At 68.2% G+C, this 25,486-nt stretch carries 13 protein-coding genes and 4 pseudogenes; 9 read left to right on the top strand and 8 right to left on the bottom strand.

The features are described 5' to 3' along the window. Positions 1 to 68: 68 nt before the first annotated feature. Positions 69 to 1,526 (bottom strand): MFS transporter, encoded by a 1,458-nt coding sequence (locus OHA73_RS05175; protein WP_327654349.1) that lies wholly within the window; start codon positions 1,524 to 1,526, stop codon positions 69 to 71. Between the two features lie 108 nt (positions 1,527 to 1,634). Between OHA73_RS05175 and OHA73_RS05170 the strand changes: the two genes are divergently transcribed. Beyond that, positions 1,635 to 1,949, top strand: a complete 315-nt coding sequence (locus OHA73_RS05170; protein ID WP_267072996.1) for an ArsR/SmtB family transcription factor — start codon at positions 1,635 to 1,637, stop codon at positions 1,947 to 1,949. A gap of 366 nt (positions 1,950 to 2,315) precedes the next feature. Here OHA73_RS05170 and OHA73_RS05165 read toward each other — a convergent pair. From OHA73_RS05165 to OHA73_RS05150, 4 genes and pseudogenes are all read right to left on the bottom strand, one after another. Then, positions 2,316 to 2,843 (bottom strand): annotated as a pseudogene (locus OHA73_RS05165) (methyltransferase domain-containing protein); the annotation flags it as partial. A gap of 6 nt (positions 2,844 to 2,849) precedes the next feature. Then, positions 2,850 to 4,012, bottom strand: a protein-coding gene (locus tag OHA73_RS05160) for an IS3 family transposase (protein WP_267071949.1) whose coding sequence is annotated in 2 segments (ribosomal slippage) — positions 2,850 to 3,725 and positions 3,728 to 4,012 — 1,161 coding nt in all. Because the reading frame shifts where the segments join, the coding sequence is not laid out codon by codon here. Positions 4,013 to 4,092: 80 nt separating this feature from the next. Beyond that, positions 4,093 to 5,252, bottom strand: a pseudogene (locus tag OHA73_RS05155) (IS3 family transposase). Between the two features lie 136 nt (positions 5,253 to 5,388). Next, positions 5,389 to 5,635, bottom strand: a pseudogene (locus OHA73_RS05150) (class I SAM-dependent methyltransferase); the annotation flags it as partial. A gap of 286 nt (positions 5,636 to 5,921) precedes the next feature. Here OHA73_RS05150 and OHA73_RS05145 point away from each other — a divergent pair. After that, a complete protein-coding gene (locus OHA73_RS05145; protein ID WP_267072997.1) occupies positions 5,922 to 6,296 on the top strand; it encodes a VOC family protein in 375 nt (124 codons plus the stop codon). 324 nt (positions 6,297 to 6,620) lie between these two features. After that, positions 6,621 to 6,707: pseudogene (locus OHA73_RS05140) on the top strand (dehydrogenase); the annotation flags it as partial. A 70-nt stretch (positions 6,708 to 6,777) separates the two neighbouring features. On the opposite strand, the gene OHA73_RS05135 reads toward OHA73_RS05140, so the two are convergent. Further along, entirely contained in the window at positions 6,778 to 7,710 is a 933-nt protein-coding gene (locus OHA73_RS05135) for a hypothetical protein (protein ID WP_327654348.1), read from the bottom strand. A gap of 32 nt (positions 7,711 to 7,742) precedes the next feature. Here OHA73_RS05135 and OHA73_RS05130 point away from each other — a divergent pair, with 32 nt between their 5' ends. The 6 genes from OHA73_RS05130 (at position 7,743) to OHA73_RS05105 (ending at position 16,371) form a co-directional block, all read left to right on the top strand. After that, positions 7,743 to 7,994: a hypothetical protein gene (locus OHA73_RS05130; RefSeq protein WP_327654347.1), complete on the top strand. Its 252-nt coding sequence runs from the start codon at positions 7,743 to 7,745 to the stop codon at positions 7,992 to 7,994. A 639-nt stretch (positions 7,995 to 8,633) separates the two neighbouring features. Next, a complete protein-coding gene (locus OHA73_RS05125; RefSeq protein WP_327654346.1) occupies positions 8,634 to 10,313 on the top strand; it encodes a C1 family peptidase in 1,680 nt (559 codons plus the stop codon). 280 nt (positions 10,314 to 10,593) lie between these two features. Continuing rightward, on the top strand, positions 10,594 to 11,289 hold the full coding sequence (locus tag OHA73_RS05120) for a hypothetical protein (RefSeq protein WP_267071953.1): 696 nt from the start codon (positions 10,594 to 10,596) through the stop codon (positions 11,287 to 11,289). 91 nt (positions 11,290 to 11,380) lie between these two features. Beyond that, entirely contained in the window at positions 11,381 to 13,942 is a 2,562-nt protein-coding gene (locus OHA73_RS05115) for a hypothetical protein (RefSeq protein WP_327654345.1), read from the top strand. 123 nt (positions 13,943 to 14,065) lie between these two features. After that, on the top strand, positions 14,066 to 14,329 hold the full coding sequence (locus OHA73_RS05110) for a hypothetical protein (RefSeq protein WP_327654344.1): 264 nt from the start codon (positions 14,066 to 14,068) through the stop codon (positions 14,327 to 14,329). 20 nt (positions 14,330 to 14,349) lie between these two features. Continuing rightward, the gene (locus OHA73_RS05105; protein WP_327654343.1) at positions 14,350 to 16,371 is read left to right on the top strand and encodes a hypothetical protein; all 2,022 of its coding nucleotides are present in this window, start codon (positions 14,350 to 14,352) and stop codon (positions 16,369 to 16,371) included. Positions 16,372 to 17,706: 1,335 nt separating this feature from the next. On the opposite strand, the gene OHA73_RS05100 is transcribed toward OHA73_RS05105, so the two are convergent. After that, positions 17,707 to 18,819 (bottom strand): tyrosine-type recombinase/integrase, encoded by a 1,113-nt coding sequence (locus OHA73_RS05100; protein ID WP_327654342.1) that lies wholly within the window; start codon positions 18,817 to 18,819, stop codon positions 17,707 to 17,709. A 399-nt stretch (positions 18,820 to 19,218) separates the two neighbouring features. Beyond that, the gene (locus OHA73_RS05095; protein ID WP_327654341.1) at positions 19,219 to 25,434 is read right to left on the bottom strand and encodes a hypothetical protein; all 6,216 of its coding nucleotides are present in this window, start codon (positions 25,432 to 25,434) and stop codon (positions 19,219 to 19,221) included. Positions 25,435 to 25,486 lie beyond the last annotated feature (52 nt).

Here is a 25,486-nt window from a genome sequence, read left to right as displayed (position 1 = left end):
CTAGGGCGTCGCAGGACACGTCATTCAGGTGGGGCCGCCCCTTGACAGGAACCGCACCCAACGGGGGGTCATCGCTCGGTCGTGGTGACGGTCTTGCGGATCCCTGCGGGCGAGTTCGCGCGGGAGGGACGGGCCAGTGCCGCCGTGAGGACAGCCATGGCGGCGACGAGGGCGACGCTAATCCAGGCCGCGGTCATGGTGGCTGCGGCATAACTGGCGGCGCTTGTGGGATGGGTTCCGAGTGCGTTGAAGAACACGGTGCCGATGACCGCGAGGCCGGCTGCGCCGGCGAACTGTTGGGTGGTGTTCAGCATCCCGGAGGCGATCCCTGCTTGCTGGGGTTGCACACCGGAGAGGGTGGCGCCGATGAGCGCCGGGAGGATCAGGGTGTTGCCCAGGCCCATCAGGGCGAGTGTTGCGGCAAGCCACAGGACGGCCACGTGCCCGCCTTGGAGGTTCAGGGTGAGGGCGAGAGCAAGGTTGGCGAGAAGGTCGATGGCGCAGCCGAGCAGTATGACCTTGGTTGTGCCGTGGGCGACGATCCATCGCTTTCCCACCAGCGGCGCGACGACTCCGGCGACGGCCATCGGCGCGAACGTCAGTCCGGCTTGTAGCGGGGTGAGCCCGAGGCCGTTTTGGAGCAACAGGCTGACAACGAAGATGCTGCTGGTGAAGTAGCTCATGAACGCCACGCTGATAGCCAGGCCGGCGCTGAACGTGCGGACCCGAAAGAGGGACAGGTCCAGCAGCGGTGTACTACCGCGTGCCAGCAGCCGACGCTCGTACGACAGTGTCAGCAGCGCGGCCGGAACGGACGCCACCAGTAGGACCCAGCACCAGGGCGGCCAGCCCTGACTGCGACCGAGCACCAGCGGCACCAGGGCGAGTGCCAGTGAACCAGACACCCCCAGGACGCCCACGGGGTCCAATGCGGCATGCCGAGCGGCCGCGCTCCGGGGCAGCACACGTGTGGCGAGGGCGAGGACGACGAGACCGACCGGCAGGTTGAGCAGGAAGATCCCCCGCCATCCCAGGCCGAACACATCCGCATCCAGTAGCAGCCCACCGAGGACCTGGCCGAACACTCCGCTGACGGCGGCCGTGACGCCGAACCAGGCCAGCGCCTTGGGCCGTTCCTCCGTAGCGAAGTTGGCCATGATCATGGCCAGGATCTGCGGCACCATCATCGCCGCCGTCAGCCCTTGCAGCAGCCGTGCCCCGACCAGCTGACCGGGTGATTGAGCGATGCCACACAGTACCGAGGCGACTGTGAAGGCCGCCATGCCGAGGAGGAACATCCGGCGGTGGCCGAACAGGTCACCGAGGCGCCCACCGGTCACCAGCCCTGCAGCGTAGGTGAAGGCGTATCCCCCCACCACAAGCTCCAACGCCACCTGACCGGCGTGCAGTTCGTGCTGAAGCGACGGAACGGCGACGTTGACCACGTTGAGGTCGAAGCCGTACATGAACATCGCCGCGAGGATGACTGGCAGAAGCGGCCAGTGACGGCGTTCAGCTGAATCCATGACACTCCCCAGGTGTTCGAAGAACATCGACTATGTCGAAGATCGTCGAACAGTACAAGGAAGTTCGACATACAGGAAGCCTCGATCTACGATCCGTAGGTGACGGTGATGGCAGACGGGATGCACCCCGATGTGAGCGAGCTGCGGCTCGCCAAGGTGTTGGCGGCGCTCGGCGATGAGGGGCGGCTGACTACTGTGCAAGCCCTTGCTCGACTTGGGGAGTCGGACTGCACCAGGCTCCAGGCCGACGCCGGCCTGACAATGAGCCGTTCCACCTTCTCGCACCATCAGAAGGTGCTACGCGAAGCAGGCGTCCTGCATGCGCGAGTCCAAGGCTCCCAGAGGTTTCTCACCCTGCGCAGGGACGACCTGAACGCCCGGTTTCCGGGGCTACTCGACGCGATCCTCGCCTCTCCTACTTAAACCCCGGTTGGGCGCGGTTCCTGTTGAGGGGCCCTGCCTGAATGCGCTGCGGCTTGGCGCGCGGCCAGGCGGCGAATCGACCCCCACGAGGGCATCGCCGTGTCCTGCGGCTCCCGGGCAGTCGATCTTGATTCGACCCGCGCGTGACCTGGAGGTTTCGGCCTGTTCTCTGCTGCGCTCAGGCGGGCCGAATCAGGCAAATGCTGAGCTCGGCTTGACCTTTGTAAGCGGAGACACCCCTCTCCAACTGAGACAGAACTCCCTTCCTGTCCCGAGAGGAGGGCGGTCAACTTGCTTATCTGGTCGCGTAGTTCAGTGGGCCGATCGCGCGGCAGCGTCCCGCCGCTCCAGGCCCAACAACCTGAGCTATCTCCTGCGGGCCTCGATGAGAAAGCGCTGTGAGTGGGCTACGAAGGGGCCGTGGCGCTCGATGAAGTGGTGGAGTTCTGCCAGACGGTCGCGGTACTCGTCCACCGTGAAGCCCGGGACGATCCAGATGACCTTGCGAAGGAAATGGACGACCGCCGCGATGTCGTGGAACTCCATCCGGAGCGCTTCTTGACGCACGGCCACGACGTCCAGACCTGCCGCTTCCGCGCTGACCGCCGCTGCCATGGGGGTCGCGCCAGCTGTGGTCGCCAGCGGAGGAAGCAGCGACTGAGGCGCATCCCGCTGTGGCCCCATCATGAAGTCGGACAGTTCGCGCACGGTGCCCCAGCCCACCTGCTGGGAAAAATATGTACCGTTCGGGCGCAGGACACGGCGGATCTCGTCCCAACGGGTCACCACTGGGTGACGGCTGGCCACCAAGTCGAAGTGGTCCGAGGGGAACGGCAGGTCAGCCGTATCACCGACTTCAACGACGGTGGGGTCTGCCGCACCTTCAGGTGACAGGTTCGGTCACGCGGCCTGGAGGGCCGGTGCGGTCATGACGATCTCGAATTCGACGGGGGTGAGCCGGCCGAGTGAGGCTTGTCTGCGGCGTCGGTGGTAGGTCTTCTCGATCCAGGTCACGATCGCGATCCGCAGTTCTTCGCGGGTGGCCCATGGCCGGCGGTCCAGGACGTTCTTCTGCAGCAGGCTGAAGAACGACTCCATGGCCGCGTTGTCGCCCGCCGCCCCGACCCTTCCTATCGAACCGGCCAGCTGGTGGCCGGCGAGTGCCCGGACGAACTTCCTTGATCGGAATTGCGATCCGCGATCGCTATGGACAATGCACCCGGCCACGTTCTCGCGGCGGGCAACGGCGTTGTCCAGGGCCGCGACGGCCAGCCGCGACTTCATCCGATCGTCGATGGAGTAGCCCACGATCCTCTTACTGAAGGCGTCCTTGATCGCACAGAGGTACAACTTGCCCTCCCGCGTGGGATGTTCAGTGATGTCGGTGAGCCACAACCGGTTCGGACCGTCCGTCGTGAAGTCACGGCGGACGAGATCATCATGCACGGGCGGGCCCGCCTTCTTGGTCCGCCCGCGCTTCTTCCCGAAGACGCTCCACCAGCGGTTGTCCCGGCAGATCCGCCACGCGGTCCGGTCGGACATGCCAGAACCGACGCTGCGGGCCTCGTCGGCCAGGAAGCGGTAACCGAACTCCGGGTCCTCGCGGTGAGCGTCGAACAATGCGTTCGCGCGAGCGGCCTGCTCGAACTCGGCAGCGGTCACCGGTCGCTCCAGCCAGCGATAGTAGGGCTGCCTGGCGAGCTTCAACACCCGGCACGTCACCGTGACGGGAACCCCGCCTGCGGCCAGCTCTTTTACGAGCGGGTAGATCCTTTTCCCGGCAGATGCGCCTGCGACAGATAGGCCGCAGCCCGGCGCAGGACCTCGTTCTCCTGTTCCAGCAGCTTGATCCGCCGGCGTGCTTCCCGAAGCTCGGCGCTCTCCTGGCTGGACGTTCCGGGCTTGGCCCCCTCGTCGATGTCCGCGCGCCGCATCCACTTCCACAGCGTCATCGCGTGGACACCGAAGTCGGCGGCCACCTGCTCGACCGTCACACCCGGGCCGCGGTTCCGCGCGACGCGCACGACATCCTGGCGGAACTCTTCCGGATAAGGCTTGGGCACAGCGACATCCTTCCCACCCGCCCTACAGGGCAAGCCAGTTCAGATGACCTGCCCCACCATTTGGGCTCCAGGTTCGGTGACTAACCGGCTGCCGGGATGGTGTCGTTCTTGGAGAGTAGTTCGTACTCGATGGGGGTGCGGTAGCCCAGTGCAGAATGTCGTCGCTGGCGGTTGTAGAAGATTTCGATGAACTCGAAGATGGCGTTGGCCAGTTCGACCCGGGTCTTCCACCGCTTGCGGTCGAGCAGTTCGATTTGCATCGAGGACCAGAACGATTCCATCATCGCGTTGTCCAGTCCGTCCCCGACGGTGCCGAACGACGGCAGGAGGCCGGCGGAGCGGATCCGCTCCCCAAAGACCCAGGAGGTGAACTGGGTACCGTGGTCGGCGTGAACGATCCCGCCCGGCTTGGGGCGGCGGTTGCGGATGGCCATGTCCAGCGCGTTGACCACGAGGGTGGCGTCCGGTCGTGAGTCGATGGACCAGCCCACGATCCTGCGGCTGAACGCGTCCAGGACCGCCGCGCAGTACACCCACCCTTCCCTGGTGCGGTGTTGCGTGATGTCGGTGACCCACAGTTCGTCCGGATGCAGCCGGTGGAACTTGCGATTGACCAGATCGTCGGCGCTGACGATGCCACGCAATTGCTTGATGCGCACCGGGCCGGGCAGACCGTGGATCCCGGCCAGCGTCATCAGCACCGACACGGTCCTGCAACAGACCCGGATGCCCATGCCCAGGGTGAGTTCGGCGTGGATGCGGCGGTAGCCGTAGGTGCCACGGGAGGCGACGTGGACCTCCCGGATCAGCCCGGTCAGCCAGTCCCGCCGTAGCTGGCGCGGGGTGGTGGGTGTGCGTTTGTGCTTGTAGTAGTTCTGCCGGGTGACGCCAAGGACCCGGCAGCACCGGTCGACCGGTGCCCCGGCATCGACGAGTCGGTCGATCACCGGGTAGAGCCTTTTGGGCGGGGCTGGTCCTCGCCGAGGAACTTCGCCGCCTGCCGGACGATCCCCAGCTCGGTTTCCAACTCGCGGATCCTGCGACGAGCGGCCCGCAGCTCGGCCGACTCGCTCGACGGGGTTCCCGGCCGCCGCCCATGGTCGATGTCGTCTTGGCGCAACCACTTGGACAACGTGACGGGATGGATGCCGAGCTCGACCGCGGTCTGCTTGGTCTGCTTGCCGGCGCGGACCAGCGCGATGGCACGCGCCCGGAACTCCGGAGGATAGGGACGAGGCATGACTGCCAGCCTTCCGTGAAGGGCCGTCAGTTAGCCACCAGAACTGGAACCCAGGACGTGGGGCAGGTCAAGATGTCACCCGATCGTGCGGCAGACCCGTGCCGTTGAACTTGGCCAGGTTACGCCGGGCGATCTCCAGGTTCGGTTGCCACGATTCCGTTGCTGTCAGGGTCGGCGGGGGAACAGGCACCGAGGCCAGCACTTCGCCCCCCACCGGTTTGGATGTCAAGTGCTGCTTCGGCCTTCGCCATCCGCTCAGCGAGCAACTTCGCATAGCCCCATGACGGGCGCTGCTCGGTCGCGCGGCCAGCGAACCAGGAGAAGTCCCAGCCTGGAGTTGGAACAGCTTCCCCTTCGGCGACAAGATCTTCGAACCTGAACATGCGGTGAGAATGGCAGATCGTGGAGAAGCCTGCACCAGGATTTCAACGGCACGGTGGCCACCTTCGAGCCGTCACCGCACCGTCATGCATCTTCCCGGCTTCGCGGACTACTTCTCAGGCTCGGGTTCGTGCAACTCGATGCGCACCCGGTCGCCCCTCGGTGACGAGGAGTCGCACGAAGCCAACGCGGATGGGTGTAGCGCCTCTGAAGGGATGGCCGCGAACCAGGCTGGCGGAGGCTTCTAGGGTGGGCATCGCGAAGTCCAATGACCGGCCCGGAGGTGCGATGTCCCTGCAGATGAGGTTGAGTGCGATAACCCTCGACTGTCCTGATCCGCTGGCCCTGGTGGCGTTCTATCAGCAGGCCACCGACCTCGAACTCCACCCGAAATCCGGTGCCGAATTCGCCGGTCTCAACTGGGGGGATGGTCTCTTGATCGGCTTCCAGCGTGTCGACGACTACCTGGCGCCGAGCTGGCCCGGTCAGAACGTCCCCCAGCAGCTTCATATCTGTTTCAAGGTCGACGAGGAGCTGGACGAGGCCGAGGCCCGGTTGCTGGAGCTGGGCGCGAGCAAGCCGGATCATCAGCCGCATGATGAGGCCAGGGCGCGGGTCCTCATCGATCCTGTTGGGCATCCCTTCTGCGTGGTCAGGGAGTGATGGACGCCGTCCGTCTGTCGGCGACCGCAGCAGGTCTGCGGCCCTGGTCAGCAGAGTGCGGGCCTGAAGATCAGGCGGCGAGGGTGTATCCGGCCAGGTCAAGGTCCCCGTAGATGGGGTGTAGCTCTCTTCCGGGGACGGCCCCGAGGTTTGAGCTAGGAGATCGTGGTTGTGGGTGATGGCGGCGTGGTCGGGGTCTCTACCGTGTGGGTGGAGGAGGCGACGTTGATGGGGTCGTTGATCGGGGAGTTGGAGGCGCGGGAGGCGGCGGCCCAGGCCCGGGTGGAGACGCTCGTAGCGGAGCTAGCCCGGCTGACGGCTCATCTGGAGGACGAGCGCCCCGACTGCTGGCGCTACCTGGTCGAGGTCGACGACGCCGGCAAGCCGGCGGACGCAACCGGATACCGGTGAGGGGCATCGCCCGCGGAGCTCTTCCGGCGTCCGTCCGACTCTCCCGCCGCCCCTCATGCGCAGTCGTATGTCAGCCGGCCCGCTCATAGGTAAGGACGGTCTTCGGGTGGTTGCCGATCTTGCGTAGGCGCAGCGGGCCGTCCGAGGACTTCACGTCGAAGTCGTACTCGGTCTCCTTCGGCGGGCAGTTGACGGTCCTGATGCCCTGATCGAGCTTGAAGTTGCTCATGGACAGGTCGTGCTGGCCGATGCCGGTGACAATGGCGCTGCCCTTGCATCGCGGGCCGGTGCGGGACTCGATGACCGCGCGTGCCCATCTGCCCGGCCCGACCTGATGGATGGTCAGCTGCTGGCTGCCGTCCGTGGCTCGCCACCGGCCCACGAACCAGGGGTGGATGGGCTTGTACTTCATGGCCACCTTGGCGAATCCGGAGCCTTTGCGCCAGGTCAGCGTGGCGGTTCGCACCCAGCTGGGAGCGACGAAGTCCACTCGGGCGCCACCGTCGCGGATGCGGACCTTCGGCCAGACGATGGTGTTCTTGGTCGGGTCGGTGGTCCAGGAGGAGAGGTCCCCGGTGGCGACGGCCGCGATCACCTCTTGCGGTTCTTCGCCGTCCCTGCAGTACGCGCCGAAGCCAGCCGCGAGCCACACGGTGTCCCGGTACGCCTTTGCCCTGATGCCGCCGCACGGTCTGGTGCCGGTCTCATAGACCGTCTTCCGGGCCGACCAGGCGTCGTCAGAGGCGTCGCGATGCTGTGCCTCCAGGCCGCGGCGAGTGAAGCGGAGCGACACCTGCCGGCCGTCGGACAGTTCGAGGACGGTGTGGTCCTCGTCGTCCTCGACGACCCGTGAATCAGGCTTGTCCTCGGGTTCGCGGTGCGACTTCGTGTGCTTCGCGCTGCTGCCGGACGGTCCCTTCTCCGATTGCTCGGCACAGCCGCCGACGGCTGCGCCGAGCACCAGCACCGCTACCGCCCACGCCGCTGCGCTCTTCGTTCTCATGCCGTGCCAGCTCCCCTGTACGCCGCGCCGCGATGCCCGGGCCGGTGGGTGGCGCGAACTCGGCGATGCTAGTCGGTGGGCGGCCCGACCCGCTCGGCTCCCGGCACGGTGCGGCCCCGGCGGTTCCGTCACTCGTCGAGGACGGCGGCGACCGCACCCGGGCCCGGGCCGCCGCCTCCCGCGCCTCCAACTCCCCGATCAACGACCCCATCAACGTCGCCTCCTCCACCCACACGGTAGAGACCCCGACCACGCCGCCATCACCCACAACCACGATCTCCTAGCTCAAACCTCGGGGCCGTCCCCGGAAGAGAGCTACACCCAACCGCGTTGCACGCTCGCGCAGTTCGTCGGGGTACTTACGGGGAGCAGCCATGGTCGACATCCTTCCGGGTCTTCGATGTCTCCATCAAACCCGGGGCGATTCAGGAAGTCGGCAGCGTCGGCTTCGAGGGGCTGTGCCAAAGGAGAGAGCGGGCGTACCCGTGACTACGCCGGGTGCCCCGTGCCGACGAGCCATCACACACGGGTTCCGGGACCGCACCCTACGCCCCGGCCCCGTGTCTCTTGACCGTGCTGTGCCGCCTACGTGCACTGGGACTGGGCGCTGTTCGCCAGTCAGGGGAGGTTGGCATGGGCAACGGCAAGGACACACCACATACAGCCGGTGAACTGCGGCAGCTCCTGGCAAGGTTGGGCGATCCCTGGACAGTCGATCCACGGTTCGCCGACGGCGACCCTCTCCCCGACCGTACGCGTGGCGGTTTACCGGAGGAGCAAATTCCCGAAGCTGCGCGACTCGCCGTACTGCCGCCGGAAGTTGACCTGCACGAGCTGCTGAGCACGCAGCCGCCGACCAATCCCGATCTACGGGCACGCTGGACGGAGCTCGGGCTACTCCCAGCGAACGAGAGGAGCGGGCCGTGACCAATATTGACTGGCGTTCGCGCTTCGGGCGCGGCTGGATCACGAGCGTGCGCGATCAGGGCGGCTCGCAGAACTGCTGGGCGTTCGCAACGATTGCCCTGTACGAGGCGATGATCCGTATCGAGCACTGCCTGTGGGCACGTCGCTCAGAAGGGGACCTGGCACGAGGCACCGGCAAGCAGGCGTGGGACCTCGGCAACATCGGCGAAGGCACGATCTTCGTGGAGCGCTATGGGCTCGCCGACCCCGACTGCTTTCCCTGGGGCGAAGCTGCTGCTATGTACACGGCCAAGCCGCACGCCGGAGATCTGCGGGCCACCCCGCTGTCCCCGACTCCCGACCGCGCGGGCCGCACGATGCGCATAGTCGCCGGGGCGAACGTTACGCTCACCGAGCCCGCCCGGAAGCGGCAGTGGATCGACCTGGTCGGGCCGATGGCCGTGATGCTGGTGCCGCCCGTTGACTTCGGGAGCCTGCACGACGGCATCTACAAGCCGACCACCACAGTCAAGGGTGGCGCGCACGCGCTGCTCGTGGTCGGGTTCAACGACGACGAGCGGTACTGGATCGTCAAGAACTCCTGGGGCACCACGTGGGGCGTCGGCGGATACGGCAAGGTCTCCTACGACGCCGGGCTGCTGGAGGATGTCGGCTTCACCGGGCTGCGCGGCACCAACCCCGATCCGTGGGCCAAGCGGCGGCTGCGTACCGGCGCGCTCGTACAGGGCGGCAACGGGGCGCTGCGCAACAACTTCGAACTCTTCGTCAAGGTCGGCTCGAACCTGGAGCACTGGTATAGGGAGAACGCCGACTCGAAGATGCCCTGGATCCGCGTCGGGACCGTGCGCTCGGTGGACAAGTACCGGGACACCTTCCACGATGACGCACTCGACTGCCCGGCGGCGATTCAGTCCACGTTCAATCGCGACTTCGAGCTCGTGTACCGCTCCAACTACCGCAAACTGCGGCACGTCTACTACGACCAGTCCTCGGGCTGGTGGAACGACGCCACGCTCTTCGGGCCCACGGACCCCGTGGGCATCCCCGGCTTCGTACAGAGCAACCGCGGAGCGCCCGGCGACTTCGAGGTGGTCGTCGTCACCCAGGACGGACGGGCCCACCACCTCACCAAGCACAACAGCGCGCCGTGGACTCACACCCCCGGTGAGTGGTACGAGCGGCAGGTCTTCGGGGACGGAATCGCCCTCGGCGGGCCCTCCCTCGTACAAAGCAAACTCGGCATGACCGGATCCCCGGAGAACGAACAGGGCGAACTGCACTACGTGTGCACGGCCGTTGACGGACAGCTGCTCCACTTCCGCCGTGCCTTGGCCGCCATCGGTTGGACCCTCATCGGTACCTTCGGCCAGAACGCGACCGGGGCGCCCTGCCTTATTGAGAGCACATACGGAGCGGGGGACGATGCCGGCATCGGCAACTTCGAACTATGTGTCCCTATCGCCGGCGGGCAGATCGAGCACTGGTGGCGCTACAACAGCTCGCCCGGCCCCTGGAACCGCTCGGCGGTCTTCGGCACCGGCATACGTCGCGTCATCGGCCTGCTGCAGAGCACCTACGGCACGAACCTGGAACTGATCGCGGAACGCACAGACGGGCAGTACCAGCACTACTGGCGGGGTACCAGCGGCTGGAGCGCGGGCCCCCTCGTCACTTGATCGGTGCGTCCCGGGCGCGGCCCACTGGGTCCTCTTGTTCGCGGGGCGACCAGCTCGGTCTCTGGACGTCGCACGCTGCGCTCCACCCGCTCCCGGGCTGACACCCGGCACGCGTGCACCTTCGGCCAGCAGCCGACTTCGCGCGAGGGGAGGCGGCGCCGGAACTCGACGCGGCGGGAAGCACCGGCTGAACCGCCGCTTCCCGATCACACGCCGACCGACATCGAGCCGCATCCATGGCCAGCCCGGAGTTGCTCGAACGGCAGGGAGGTGAAAGACGATGTACCGGCAGAATACCGTCCTGTGGGGACTGCGCTGGCAGGGCACGCGGATGGCCGTGGCTGTAGGGGTCGGTGCCGCCACCGGCCTACTCGTCTTCGCCTTGACGCAGGTGACCGGTCGTAATCTCTTCATCGTCACGGGCAGTCTGGCAGGCGCCGTCACCGCGACGATCCTCCAGTTCTACGCGCGCACCGCGCGGCTGAGCGAGGTCACCATACAAATTCCGCAGGTGAGCGAACTGACGTTCGTCGTGAACAACGACGCCCGCAACATGGCCTGGCATCTGTTCGTCGAGACTGCGACTCGTATCTCCACTCAGCCGCTGAGCCCTGACGAAGGTCACCTGCGTGAGGCGCTCAACTCGCTGTACGGGCTGTTCGCCACGACACGCGACACCCTCAAGGCCGGCCGCCCCTCCAAAGGGGCCACCGGCGGGCGCACCGTCGAATACCTCGCCATCACCATGCTCAACCGTGAACTGCGCCCATTCCTGGCCACCTGGCACCCCCGACTGCACACCTACGAGCGGCTTCACCCGCAAGACCCCGAATCGGCCTGGTCCGACGGCGCCGAGTGTCGTGCGGCACTCGGCGCCGTCCAACACAACCTGCACACCTACACACTCGGCTTCGCACGACTTGCTGGTGTCCACGCCCCTGAGCTGCTGCTCGACGAAACGCGACGCCAGCCGTGACTCGTTCTATGGGCCTTGAACGCCTGTCACCGAAACGGAAGTTCGCGGATGTCCGATCCGACCGGGCCGCTGGCCCTGAAGGGAGTCCCGTGTGACTCTGCGGACGCCGCACGCCGAAGGGGACTCACCCCACTACGACGCCTTCATCTCGTACAGCAGCGCCTTGCACGGTGCCCTGGCGACCTCGCTGCAGCACTGGCTCGAGCGTTTTGCGACGCCCTGGTACCGGCCGCGCAGTCTGCGGATCTCCCGCGACTACACGAGCCTGTCGGCATCGCACGACCTGCGGGGCGCTCTGGAGACGGCGTTGTCCCGGTCGTCCTGGCTCATCCTCCTCGCGTCCCCCGAGGCGGCACTCTCGAAGTGGGTGGAACGCGAGTTGGCGTGGTGGCGCGCGAATCGCCCGGCCAGCCGCGTCTGCATCGTCCTGACGTCGGGGGAGTTGACCTGGAGCGACGCTGGCGGCGACTGGGACTGGGAGCGCACCGACTCGCTGCCGCCCAGCGCCCGCGGGATGTTCGCCTCGGAGCCGCTGTGGGTGGACCTGTCGTCCGTGCGGGCCTCCAGGCTCCTCGACCGGTCGAATCCCGTACTCCTCAACAGCGTTGCGCAGATCGTCGCTCCGCTGCGCGGCACCGACAAGGACTACCTCGTGGGCCGACACATCACCCTGCACCGCAAGGCGAGGCGGCAACGGCGCCTCGGGGTCGTCGGCCTGATGGTGCTCTCGCTGCTGGCCGGCACCGCTGCCGTCGTCGCCTTTCAGCAACGCAACACCGCCCTGGACCAGCGAAACCGCGCACGCTCGAACTACCTGGTGGCACAGGCCGACCAACTACGCGACACCGACATCTCGCTGGCGGCGCAGCTGGACATCCTCGCCTACCGGACCTCCCCGACCGACGCGGCCCGCACCCGGCTCATCAACGACGAACAGGCCGCTCTGTCCAAGCCGTTGACGGGCCACACAGAAGGCGTCGAAACAGTGTCCTTCGGGCAGGCGGGGGAGGTGCTCGCCACCGGGAGCGCGGACGAGACCGTACGGCTGTGGGACGTCTCGGATCCGCGCCGCCCCGTCCGCCTTGGCCGCGTCGCAGGGCGCGGCCACGACCTGGACGTGACCGCCTTCAGCCCCGACGGACGCCTCCTCGCAGCGGGCAGCCTCGACAAGAGCGTGCAGCTGTGGGACGTGGCCGACCCGCGCGCACCGCGGCCGGTGGGCGCTGTACTCCCCAAGCCGTCGGGCTGGGTGCTGTCCCTGGACTTCGCCCCTTACGGGCACACCCTCGCCGTCGGCGGGACCGACAACGTACGCCTGTGGAACGTCAAGAACCCGGCGAAGCCGACATCGCTGGGTGATCCGTGGCCCGGCTACGTCGCGGCAGCCTTCAGCCCGAGCGGACGCGAACTGGCCCTTGGCACGGAGGGGTCCGCGGAGGTGTGGACCGTGGTCGACCCCGCCGCGCCCACGCTGCTGCACACCACGCTGACCGGCCACGACAGCATGGTGCGTGCCGTCGCGTTCAGCCCGGACGGACGCCGTCTCGCCACCGGCGGCCCCGATCGCACCGCCCGGGTGTGGGACCTGCCGCGGACGGCGCTCACGGGCCATGCCGACTCCATCGACGCGATGGCCCTGCGCAGCGACGGCCGGGTCCTCGCCACGGGCGGCGGGGACGACACCGTCCGCCTGTGGGACCTGGCCCACCCTGCCCGGCCCCGACCCCTGGGCGACCCGCTCGACGCACCCGCCGAAGCCACCCTCTCCCTCGCCTTCAGCCACTCGGGAAAGCTCCTGGCCGCGGGCGGCGAGGACAACAGCATCCTGCTGTGGAACGTCGCCGATCCCCTCCACCCACGGCTGGTCGCCGGCTTGCCGCGCGCCCACAAGAAGCCGGTCTCGGCCCTGGCCTTCAGCCCGAACGGGCGGCTCCTCGTCTCCGGCGGCTTCGACGCCGCGCTGCACATCTGGGACGTGTCCGACCCGAGCCGTCCGGTCAACCGGACGTCGGCGGAGTCCACCACGCAGATCGGCGCGCTGGCCTTCAGCCCCGACGGCCGGCTCCAGGCGGCCGGCGGCTACGACCAGAAGGTACGGCTGTGGGACATGACCAAGTCCCCGCACCCCAAGCTGCTGCACACATGGCGGGCGGGCCGAGACGCGAGGTCCCTCTTCGACAACGGCTTCGCCCTGGCCTTCAGCCCGGACGGAAACACCCTGGTGACCGGCAGCTCCGACCACTCGGTACACCTGTGGGACCTCAAGAACCCGGCCCGGCCACGGCAGTTGGGCGCCAGGATGACCGGTCACACGAGCCATGTCACCGGGGTCGCGTTCAGCGCCGACGGACGCCTGCTGGCCACCGCCGGCGACGATGTGCGGCTCTGGGACGTACACGACCGGGCCCGTCCCGGCCTCATCGGCGACCCGCTGGAGGGCAACCACCGCGGCACGTTCGCCCTCGCCCTGGCTTCCGACGGCACGACCCTCGTGACGGGCGGAGCCGACGACACGGTCCGCATCTGGAACCTGAACCCCGAGGCGGCCATCGCCCGTATCTGCGCGACGACGACGGGCGCCCTCGACCGGGACCAGCGGCGCCGCTACACCACGGATGTGCCGCACCGTGAGCTCTGCCCGCGTGGACCGTGAGCGGAAGCGTTGGTGAGGATCTGTAACAGAACAAACCTTCCGTACAGACAGGTGATGATTCGCCCGTTATCGTCGCGTTATGGCCTCGCTTCGAGGTCTCCTCGGCCCCAAAGGGGGCGCGCGATGAACGAGTTGTTCCCCATCGCCTCCGGTCTCGTGCTCGGCGCGGTGCTCGCCCTCGTCCGCCCCGGCCTCCGGCTCCTCACCGGGATCGCTGGGGCCGTCCTGTTCGGCGTGCTCGCCACGGTCGCCAGCGGGGAGTACCTGGTCGGCTGGGAGTTCCTGATCATCGACATTCCGCTGGTGGCGCTCTCCGTCGCCGTCGGGCTGCTCGCCGTACGGGCCGTGCTGCGCGGCACCGGTCAGCCGCGACAGCCGCGCGGCTGAGTCGGGACCGGGCGCAGGTCATGCTCACGGTGCCGAGCGTCTCGCTCGCCCGCGAGAGTTCGGCTCAGCAGAGTTTCCTGGTGGTGGGCGACACCAAGTTTCCTCTGCTCCCGGGAGATTTTCCGTCCCTGGGGCTGAACAGCCTCAAGATGCGCGTGGTCGAGGACGGGACGCTGTCCCGGTACACCGAGCGCAGGTTCCGTGCGGACCCCGCAGTGCGGGCCACCGACGTCTTCTTCGGCTGCCCTGACGACTTCGAGTCGATCACCGGCAAGTGGCACTACAACTGCCAGCAGCGCCGCAACCTGGTGTACGCGGACGCACTGGTCGCGGGCTGGCTGTGGCGGCCGAACGGCGACACCCCGGCGCAGCCGTACATCAACCAATACGCGCACGGCATCGAGGACATCCACTACGAGGTGCGCTACGACAGCGTCTTCATGGACCGGATGTACGGCCCGGGCGGTCTGAGTTCGGCCCTCACCGCCGCCTCGTACCCGGGCAACCCGGCCGGCGACCAGCCACGGATCCCCTTCCCCGCGGGCCCTCCGTTCGCGGGCACGTCCGGCCGGCCCACGACGGTGACTCTCAACTCCTGGATCCTGCCGGGCAACGCGGAGGGCATCCACGGCGAGCTGAACAGCTGGCACGTCAACAACACCGGTGGCCTGTTCACCCGGCACTTCGTGGGCCGCGGGCCCGCACCGGCGGGATGGGTGAACCCCTTCGGCAGCGACACGGGGGCGTGCTTCCCGTTCCACCCCTACTACCCCGACGGCCGCGGCCCGCTGCGCACCGGCGACTACGTGCTGCTGCGCGGCCCGCTGTGGGAGGACTGCTGGCACGGCGACCCCGCCACCGTGCTCGATCCCTGGGACACCCCGCCCACCCGGCACCACGCCTGGCTCGAGATGCACCCCATCGACTGGGTGGTGAAGTTCGCCGAGCCGGGACCCAACCTGCGTACCGGCACGACACGTTGCGCCCTGTGCACACCGGGCACGACCGGGAACCAGGCCGACTGGGCCGTGAGCGTCCGGCCGGACTTCCCGCCGTCCTCGGGCACCCGGCGCATCGAGGTGCGTGATGTGCGCCATCTCGAGGACCTGCGCAACGGGATGATCAACAGGAGCGGCGTCCGCACGGTGACCACACAGGTGCACACCGACCACGTGGACGCGGCGGTCTCGGTGGCTCCCACCCGTGGCGAGCAGGGGCGCTACAAGGGGTGCTGGATCGTGGACTGGCGTGAGCTCGACAGCCGCGACCGGGTCTGGGTGGACGACCAACTGCCTGCCGGAGCGCAGCCGTTCGCCGACGCCGACACCTGGTTGTGGACGGCGGACCCGAAACCCTTCCACGGCGCCGTACTGCACCGCTCGGCCCGCGCGGACGGCGGGCACCAGCACTACTTCCTCGGTGCCACGCAAACGCTGCAAGTGGCCGCCGCCGACGTCCTGTTCGCCTACGTGCTCCTCGACCCGGACACTCCGCCCGACGAGATCATGCTGCAGTGGCGGACCACGGAGTGGCTGCACCGGGCGTACTGGGGCGCCGACCGCCTTCCGTGGGGCACACCGGGCACGACGGAACGCCGCCACCTGGGACCTCTCCCGCCGTCCGGCGAATGGATACGCCTCGACATCCCCGCCCCGGCCGTGGGACTGGGCGGAGCGGAGATCAACGGCATGGCCTTCACCCTGTGGGGCGGGGCAGCCGTCTGGGACTACGCCGGGGTGTGGAGCCCGATCCCGAAGTCCGGTGTCCTGCGGGCCACGGTGAACCCCGCCAACGTGCTGGAGGGCCAGAGCACGGTGACCGTCCTCGTCCACGACTCCGGCGACGGCTCACCGGTGGCGGGCCGCGTCCTGCTCGAGGGGAGCGACGTCGGAGCCACGAACACGCGCATCACCGAAACCTACGACCCGGGTTACGTCACGTTCACCGCACGCTGCCCCGGCTATGCCGACGCTACGGCCAAACTCCGGGTACGCAAGGAGCCCAAGCCCCCACCGGACCGGGCCGGGGGCCAAGGTCAGTGACGGCAGAAAGGTGGTAGGGCCAACCCAAGGGGGCTGCTGCCTCTAGGACTTGAGTGTGGCGCGTAGGCGCGGCGGCGTTCGGCGGGGAGTGCGTCCGGCTGCGGTGCCGAAGCGTACAGATCGTCGCCGGGGTAGCGGGGGAAAGAGGTGTTGGTGGAAATGCCAGACGGTTTGGCCGCTCGGGCTCGTTTTGCTGGCGAGTGGAGACGCCCGCGCAGTCGTAGGTTGACCGCATGGCGCAGGCAAGCTTTTGGGTGACGTCGAAGACCGCGTGACCGTCAGCGGCGGGGAGCGTATAGAGGTTTCGTGATGGGCAATGGGGATGATCAGCAGATGTCCCTCGTTCCGTGGCCACCAACGGGGGCAAATCGTGGCGATGACAGCGCATCACGGTAGACGACTTCCGGCTCCCGGACAGGGGGAAGTCACAGAACGGGCAGTTGTAGTCAACGGGTTCGTGGCTGTGCACGGTGCGCCTTCCTGGCTGCTTGTCCGAACCCGTGTAGACCGCAACTCACGCTGCGGTCCGCTCCGGCAGAGACATGGGGTCTGCTGCAGCGTTGAGGGGCAGGTCGGTGACGACCGTCCGTGGCATACGGGTATGCGTGCCCACAGTTGATGTCACTCGATGGGAACCGCGCGATGCGGTGGAAGATTGAGGTGAACCGGCCCGCGCTTGACTGCTGTGGGGGCCAGCGAGGGACTTGGGTCGACGAACCACGTACATCGGGCTGCGGCTACGTAGGTTGTGTGAGCGCGCTCAACTGCTCTGAAGAACCGCCAAGGTGTGTGAGAAGCGAGGATCGACGTCTTGCCGCCGTGTAGGTCGCCGTACCGTGTCCAAGAGCTCGACCCACCCTTGTCCGCATCGCTGGGGGTCAAGGGGTCGCAGGTTCAAATCCTGTCGTCCCGACGGTGTCGTGGTGAGAAGCCGCAGGTCAACGGCCGGTTCGAGGTAACTCGAACCGGCCGTTGTCTATTTGACGGGTGGGAGCGTGGTGGGAGCCCGTGTGCTCCCGGAATCGAAAACGCGGCGTGAGTGGCGTGGTGCGGACGCGTGTCTGTGCAGGTCGTCGCTCTGCTTGGGCGTGGCGCTGTTCGATGGACAACATGTCTCGGGTGTAAGGGGTCGCGCGGACGCGAAGGAGCCCTGAGGGCGTGCTACAGCGCCGCACAGCGGGTTGCGGCAAAAGGCCCCGCATTCCTGCCGGGTCATTCATCCCGCATGTCGGGGTTTCTGGAGCGGCTTACCGCCTGGTCGAGTTGTTTCTGCTCCCACGTGCTCCCAACTGTTCGATTCTGGCGCTCGATTGGGCGGTGGTACGGGGATGGGGCTTACCAGCGTTGTGGGGTTCCCGGGATGGGGCGGCAGTTGCCGTTGACGTAGTCGGCAAGGGTCTGTCCCGCGGTCGTGAGGTGGCGGATGCTGGGGTGGAGGTAGCGCTGGGTGGTGGTGATGCTGCGGTGTCCTGCGATCTGTTGGAGGACGTGGAGGGGGATACCGGCGTCGGCCATCCACGTCAGGGCGGTGTGGCGCAGGTCGTGGCGGCGCAGGTGGGGAAGGCCGAGGCTGCGGGTGACGTCGTCCCAGTGGGTGGCGCGGCGGAGACCTGCGGTGGTGATGCGGCCGCGGGCTGGGCCGGTGAACAGACGTGCCTCTGGCGCCGCTTGGGCTGCTGCGATGCGCGCGGTGAGCAGGGGGCGCAGGGGCTCGATGACGGGGATGAGGCGTGCGCGCTTTCCTTTGGTGCGTTTGTCGGTGAGGCCGCCGGGGGCGGGGGTGGTCTGGCGGCGGGCGTGCCAGATCCAGCGCCCTGTGTCGATGTCGCTGATGCGTACGCCGGAGACCTCGCCGATGCGTGCTCCGGTGCAGGCGGCGAAGATCACGGCGTGGCCCCAGCCGGGGTAGCGGTCGTGGGAGGCGTCGGTCAGTGCGTCGGCGAGGTGGTGCAGCGTGGTGAAGTCGGGCAGGGCCAGGCCGCGGGAGTCGTCGGCCGTGTCGTGGGTGGAGAGGTAGAGGCGCTGCCATCCCTTGAGCGCCTGGGGACGTTGCGCGAGCCAGCCGTCGCGGACGGCTTGGCGGGTGATGCGGGCGAGCAGGGCCAGAGTGTTCTTGATCGCGGACTGCTGGTGGCCCGCCGTCGCCCAGTCGTGAACGGCCCGGTCGATCGCTCCGCAGGTGACGCGGTCAATCGGCACGTCGCCCAGATCGGGCAGGAGGCGTTGGTGCCAGGCGGCGAGGTAGGCCCCGCGCGTGGTCGGTTCCAGGCCCGCGAGGGCGAGGTCCATGACGCGCGCGCCGTAGCCGGCGAGAGACGGGGCGTCGGGAAGGCGGGGTGCCGGGCGGCCGGTGGCCGCGGTCAGAGCCGTCAGCAGCGCGGTGGCCAGAGCGGCGACGCTCGTGTCGGGCTGCTGCCCGGACGTGAGCGCTGGGTCGGTCGCGGTCACCGTCGGTGGGTGATCGGGTGACGCAGGGAGGAGTGATGTCATGGCTGCACCGTGGGAGAGGTACCGGGCGTGCGGCACCTTGGCCCCGGCAGGACGTGCGGGCGCGTCCTTCTCGCGGTCGGTCGTCGGCAACAACCGGAGTACTGAGAATGTCTGGGGTATGGCGAGGTAGGCGACTCACTCCTCGACCTTCTCCAGGAACGCGTCGATCGTCTTCGGACGCGGCTCTCGATCGTAAGGATTTCGCCCGCTGGCGCGGGCCTTGACGTACCGCTCGCCACGAAATCTGTGGCGATGACCGAACCGGGTCGTGGATCGGGGGCCCTTGACCACTGCCCTCCGACTGGAGTGGACTTTTCGCAGCGCGGAGGTCGGTGGTGAAGGGCCCCCGAGGCTCGGTCAGTCCTGGCGGGGCACCTCGCCCAGGGCGGTGAGAACCCGGTGAAGGAGGGGTTCTATGCGTAGGAGCGTGCCATCCCTGTCGATGGTCTGCATCGCTTCCAGGCAGGCCAGGGTGGATGCGGCCTGGTCGGCGGGCAGTCCGGCGAGCTGGGCCGCGGCCTGACAGTCGCCGTCCGGGTGCCAGCCGGTGCCGAGATGTTCGACCAGTGCAGCCCACGTGTGGAGGAGTCCTTGGTCCGATCGAACCCCGGTGGCTTCGGCGAATTCCTCCATCCGGTCCCGCTCTGAGGTCCACTGCGACAGGTCCCGCAATATCCGGTCCTGGTCTCCGTGGTGCCGGGCACGCAGGTCGAGCGCCTGGTTCAAGAGATACGGCCACCCGCCCGTGACCTCGGCGAGGCGGCCGAGCCGCTCCTCCGATTCACACAGACTGTGCGCTCCGGCCCAGCCCTGAAGGGCTCGTGCGTCGTATCGGCGCAGGGCCAGCACCGTGTCCTGGCCGCCGACCGCGTCCGCGGCGAGCCGCTCGCGCCAGAACTCGAGCTGCTCGGGCCCGGAGACCAGGACGACCGAACGGCCGGCGTCAGGCACGGTGGGAAAGAGCGTGGTGGCGCGCTCGTACGATTCGCGGCAGGGCTTGTCGGCGCCCTTGGCCAAGTCGCTGATCAGTAGCCGCCGTTCGCCGGCGTGACCGGCGATCAACGCTGTGCGATGCGCGCCGGCGCTGCCGATCGGCGGGGTAGCCCAGCCCGCCGTGTGCCCGGTGGCTTCGCGCAACGTCGCCTCGACGGCGTCGATTCCGGTCGCCTCGGTGCCGAGAACGACCCTGACCTGGTTGCCGCCGTTGCCGAGCAGGTAGTGGATCTCGTTGACCGTGAGCGGAGCGGACCTGCCGCTGTTCAACTTGGGGCGGCTCGCCTGAAGGATGGCTTCCTCCAGACGGCAGTCCTCCTTCGCGCGGATCAGCCACATCTCGATCTCCTGCGCTGTGCCGACCATGCGCAGCGCATTGGGCCCGCGCAGGTGCCAGCCGCGCCCGTCGTGGTTGGGGGCGAGGACGCCGAGACCGACCATCTCCTCCAGATAGGCGCGGAAGCCGGAACTGTCCAGCCCTGCGAAACCGTCGTGCCACCAGTAGTCGCACTCGCTTCGGATGTCCCGGTCGCTGAGCCGGGTCTCGAGGCCGTGTTCCCTCGCCTGCTGGGCCAGAACCAGGGCGATCACCTTGTAGCGGTGGTCGAGTTCCAGCGTGGCGCGGAATGCGGCCTGGATGTCGGAGCGCAGACCGTGGTCCCGTTCGATCGCATCCACGTCCGCCGACTCGATCACGTACGGGGGCGGGGCATCCGTACGTGACCGTTTCGCCTGCAGCACGTCGACGAGCCTGCTGCCGAAGATCTGGAGCAGGAAGGGCTGGTACGAGCAGTGTCCGAGGATTCGGTTGACCAGGTCGACGCCCGCGAACTCGAAGCCGAGGGCCCGCAACGGGTGCACGATCAGGTCTGCCGCGAACTGTGGCGCCAGCGGGCCGATGACGGTCGGGGTCTGGGTCATCTGGTTGAACGGTGTGTTGCTGGCGAGGCTGGTGAAGCGGACCACGGAGTGCAGGCCGGCGAACACCACCTTTGTACGACCGTGGAAAGGTTCGCCGAGACCGCGCAGCCTGCTGGTTTCCGTACAGTCGGGCAGGTCGGCCTCGAAGAAGTTGTCGCACTCGTCGAGGAGAACGAGCAGGCGCCGGTCGGGGTCCTGCATGAGCCAGTGGTCGACACCCTCACGGACCCGTTTCGCGTGGTCGGGGTTCTGTTCCTTGCGACGCGGTTCCGCGAGCACGTCGGCCTTGGTCAGCCGATCTGCGAGGGCGGACCAGATGGCGGCTGCTCCCAGGGCGCTGTTCCTGCTGATGCCGATCGTGTCGAGATTGAGGTAGATGGCCAGGTGTTTGCCGGGGCGCTGCTCCACGAAACGGTCGCCGGCGTCGGCGAGCAGGGCGGACTTGCCGAGACCTCGGCCGCCGTACAGGATCTGCGTTCCTTGCGGGTCCAGGATGGATTTGCGCTCGTGGTCCCGGCCGTAGAACATCTCCCGTCCGATGCGCCCGCGCTTCTCCTTGATGTACGGATTCACGGCGGAGAACGGCAGCAGTGTCTCGGTGGTGGCATCGGCACGGCGGTCCCCGCGCGCGGTGAGATAGGCGAGAGCCGCGTCGTCGACGACCATGACGGGTCTGCCGTTCCGGGAGGCTGTGGCCAGTTCGGTACGGGTGCGGACGTCCATGGTGCCGAAGTGGACGACGAGGAGACTGTCCTCGCTGGGGTCCCGCATGATGCGGCTCAGGAGATGCTGTGCGGAGGGCCGCCCCCACAGGAGAAGCGTCCGCAGTTTTCGCCCGGCATCCGCGATGTGCGAGCCGAACGCGGGAGCCCAGGCCCGTCCGGAAACCTGCACGCCCGTCAGCTCGTAGAAGCGGTGGTCCCTGCCCTGCATACGGTCGGGGACCGCGCTCTTGGCCTCGTACCCGAGAAGAGCGAGCGCGGGCCTGAGGTCTACGCGCGGGTTGATCTGGTTGATGGCGGTCGTGGCGGACAACTTCGACCAGAGTTCGAGGGCTTGGGCTGCCTGCTCCGAAGCCTCGCGTGAAAGTCCGGAGTAGTCGAGCGCCGGGGCGCCGCCGTAGCTGCTCCTGCTGCGCACCGCATCGATCAGACCGGGGGTGATGCCGTCGGGCAGGGCCGTGGGGACGGCCGGGAGGAAGGCGTCCAGGTGGGACTCGTAGCTGGTGATGTCGGGTTCGGGTTCGCCGATCTCGAAGAAGTAGGCGAGCTCGGTCGCGGTGGCCAGGTTGTCGTCCTCCAGGTAGCGGAGGATGCGCGCCCGGGTCTCGGCCGGCTCGGCCGGAAGGTCGTGGAGCCTGGCGCGGAGCCGGTCGGCCGCCTCCTTGCGGTAGCGCGGCAGGAGTTCCTCGACGCGGTCGAGGTTGTGCCGGATCGCGTGGAGCGGGCGGGGTGTGCCGGACTCGGTGTGCGGCCCGGCGTCGGCGAGCAGTTCCTGTAGCTCCACGTCCTGAACCACGGTCAGCGCGCCGTCACTCTGTGCCAGATGAAGGAGCGTGGTGAGCTCCCCGGCTCGGCTCCGAAGCCGGGACGAGCGCTGGGCCTCCCGTTCGAGCAGCTCCTCGCGTTCCTGCGCGGAGAGGGTCAGCGTGGGGGAGTCCGGCAGCACTCCCTGGTCCGCGAGGACGAAGATGTCGCGGATCGAAGCGAAAGCGTCGCGGTCGTGGAGACATGCGATGGCCTCGGACCACGTCGTGCTCACGGCGAGGAGCAGGGTGGACAGGTCCACAGGGCGGTGACGGGAGTCGTCGGGGAGGTCGCCGGCGGTCGGGGCGATCTTCTCCAGTTCCGCGTCGAGTACGCGCGTGGTGTCCGCGGTGACCAGCGGCAAGGAGGCGCTCGCGCCGTGCTCCAACTCGTCCAGCGCGTCGGTCAGTACAGCCCGTGCGACGAATGCGGCGGCTCGCGTGAGAGGCGTGGTCCGGGTGCCCGCCGAGTCCAGGTCCGCGACCGCCTGTCCCCGCAGAGCGAGGAGCCGGTTCCGGAGCGCGGCGACCTCGTCGAACGCCCAGGCGTTGTCGGTGGTGTGCCGGGCGGCGGACTGCCGTGCGATCTGCCAGGCACGGACCGTGGCACAGGTTCGCTCGACGAACTGCCTGGCACCGGTGCGCACGGCTCCCTGGATGACACTGCCGCTGGAACCGCGCAGGGCGGCATCGGCCTTGTCGATCAACGCTTCGATGTCGGCCTTGCGGCAGAAGGTGTCCGCGAGCCGTTGCGCGCGTTCCTCCGCGTCCGGGACCCCGTTCACGATCGCGGTGAGGGCGGAGCCGAGCTCGCCCTCGGGCTTGAGCCATCCCTTGACCATACGGGTGGCCCGCGGCAAGCGGAGGTGGACTCCCTTCAGCTGCGTGCGACAGGCATCAACCGTCTCGCGTAACCTCGCCTCGGTTCCTGAGACGTCGGCGACGACCGTGCTGGGCGGTACGGCGAGCAGCGCGCCCTTCAGGGTGGCGTCTGCCACCACTGCCGCCATTTCGGCCAAGGCTCCGGAGAACCGGGTGGAGAGCGTCTTCAACTGGGCTCCGACCACGAGGTCCCCGGTCACCAGCGCAGCCCGTACCAGGCTCGGCAGCAGAACCAGAGGTACGCCGTCGGCATCGGCGTCGGCCAGCCGGTCCTCGTTCCGCAACAGCTCGGCGACATGGACGGCCGCCTTGTCCGTGGGGGTGCGCAGTGCGGTGACCGCGCCGGCCAGCCGGAGCGCGGTGACTTCGGCCCTGGAACGCTCTGCCGCTGCGGCGATGTGCGCGGCGAGTCCGAAGCGGCGTTCGGACACGAGCCGCGCCAGGGCGAGTTCGACGTCTCCGGCGGAGGTGAGGTTCCCAAGTGCGGCCGTGTGCTGCGCGGGTGGCGCCGAAGTGTGGTTTCCGGGTACGGCACGACGCTCCGTGCGGCCTTCGCCGGGGCCGTCCGTGGGCGGCATGTCGGCGGCAATGGACTTCACGAGCCGTGCGCTGTCTCCACCGGTCGGGTCCGTGCCGGCCGGCGGGTGAACTTCCACCGCAGAGTGATTGGTCTCTGTGTCGTCCTCCGGAGCAGTCGCCGTGATGTCCTCTGAGGTGCCGCTCCCTTCCAAGGTCCCACCGGCCGTTTCCGCGACGGTGCCCGGCAGGCCGGATGGGGCGTCGAGCCCGCCGGAACCGTCGCCGGCCGCGGGCGGCGACGTGGCGGTGACGGCCGGGTCCGCACCTTCGTGCGTGGCATGGGCCGGCAGCTCTCTGGCGACCTCCGCCTTCCCCGTGGTGTCTCTCTGCTGCGGCACAGTGTTACTCCGCTGGGTCGGTGCTTGCACCGACAGCCCGGCGGGTGCAGACACCACGATCTGATCGTGCAGTACGGCCGCCACCGCGTACGGTGCATGCGCCGCCGAAAGCTTCTGCTGCGCCTCGGTCAGCTCCGGGCCTGTACCCGACCGGTCGCGTACCTCGACCAGGTCCGCGAGGAGCCCCAGGACGTGTGCGCGGTCCGATTCGGACGCACTCCATGCCGTTGTTGAGAGAAGAGCCTCGGCCTGTTCCCGGGCCCCGGCGAGGACATCGGCCACCGGGCCCCCGTACGGGCAGACAAGCATGCGTACGGTTGCAAGCCGGGCACGGGCGAGCGTGTCGCGTCGCGATGCGTCGACCCGGGCCGCCGTCGCTTCCGTGATGTCCAGCAACCGCGGTGCGATCCCGGGGCTCCCGGCGGCGTCGAGCAGGGCCAGTGCACGGGCGAAGGCCGGGGCGACTTCGGTCACCGTGCGTTGGTCGTCGTCTCCCGGCGGGCTCCCGGCGGCGAGTGCGCCGCGCATCCGCTCGACCGCATCCTGCGCTGTGCTCATCGCCCGGACGACAGCGTCTCGCGCATCTTCGAGCGTGGAATCCTCGGGAGGTTGCACGGGTTCCTCGTACTTGCCTCCCTGTTCCTCGGCTCCCTCGGCTTCCCTCCCCGCGGAAGGGGAAGCAGCTGCAGGCTCCTCGGGCTCGCGTGTCGCGTGGCCCGGCCGGTCACCACTCGGCCTCTGCGGCACAAGATCCTCCGGGAAGCCGGGGGTGGCGGTCACGAGGTCCACGGCAGCTGCACGGATCGCCTCCAGGACGCTCTTCTCGGCCTCGACGCCGAGCCAGTCCCTGTCTGCGGCCCACAGGACGACGCGCGCATCGAGCGCGGAGGCCGTCAGATGGGAGAAGACGGCCAGGCGCAGCACGTTCTCACTCCACCGCAACGGCCTGTCCGGACCCGACCGACCGGCATGCTCTTCCACCGCCTGGCGCACGCTGTCGTGGATCACTCGCGTTGTCAGGAGGGCCGTGGCCCCCTCCAGGTCTGCGCTGTCTGATATCCCCTGCAGCCTCTTCAGTACCTGCTCGCTGAGTGTGGGGCCGAAGCGCCGCGGTGCGAGTTTGCGTAGCCCGAGGTGGAGCATGAGGTGCTGTCCGTCCTTCTGCGCAAGCGAGTTGAGTACCTTCTCGATCTCGTTGACGGTGAGTTCGGACAGGGTCGGGCGTACCACCGGATCGAGGACGTAAAGCGCCTGGGAGAGGGTGGTGAGCAGGTGTTCCGGAACGTCTGGAGGAGTGAACGGGAGGTGGTTCCGGACGGGATAGCGGGGCTTCATCGACGTGCCTTCCTTCGCTGGGTGAATCCGCGCGGTTCCTGGCGGACAGGAC

It is taken from the genome of Streptomyces sp. NBC_00483, assembly GCF_036013745.1.
Taxonomy (GTDB): domain Bacteria; phylum Actinomycetota; class Actinomycetes; order Streptomycetales; family Streptomycetaceae; genus Streptomyces.
The sequence above is the reverse complement of the archived record's forward strand: the minus strand, read 5'-3'. Positions and strand labels throughout refer to the sequence as shown.

Coding starts and splice junctions, on each gene's coding strand:
- OHA73_RS05170 (WP_267072996.1), top strand. CDS start 1,635: ATGGCAGACGGGATGCACCCCGATGTGAGCGAGCTGCGGCTCGCCAAG.
- OHA73_RS05110 (WP_327654344.1), top strand. CDS start 14,066: ATGAACGAGTTGTTCCCCATCGCCTCCGGTCTCGTGCTCGGCGCGGTG.
- OHA73_RS05095 (WP_327654341.1), bottom strand. CDS start 25,434: ATGAAGCCCCGCTATCCCGTCCGGAACCACCTCCCGTTCACTCCTCCA.
- OHA73_RS05130 (WP_327654347.1), top strand. CDS start 7,743: ATGCCCGGGCCGGTGGGTGGCGCGAACTCGGCGATGCTAGTCGGTGGG.
- OHA73_RS05120 (WP_267071953.1), top strand. CDS start 10,594: ATGTACCGGCAGAATACCGTCCTGTGGGGACTGCGCTGGCAGGGCACG.
- OHA73_RS05105 (WP_327654343.1), top strand. CDS start 14,350: ATGCTCACGGTGCCGAGCGTCTCGCTCGCCCGCGAGAGTTCGGCTCAG.
- OHA73_RS05135 (WP_327654348.1), bottom strand. CDS start 7,710: ATGAGAACGAAGAGCGCAGCGGCGTGGGCGGTAGCGGTGCTGGTGCTC.
- OHA73_RS05145 (WP_267072997.1), top strand. CDS start 5,922: ATGTCCCTGCAGATGAGGTTGAGTGCGATAACCCTCGACTGTCCTGAT.
- OHA73_RS05175 (WP_327654349.1), bottom strand. CDS start 1,526: ATGGATTCAGCTGAACGCCGTCACTGGCCGCTTCTGCCAGTCATCCTC.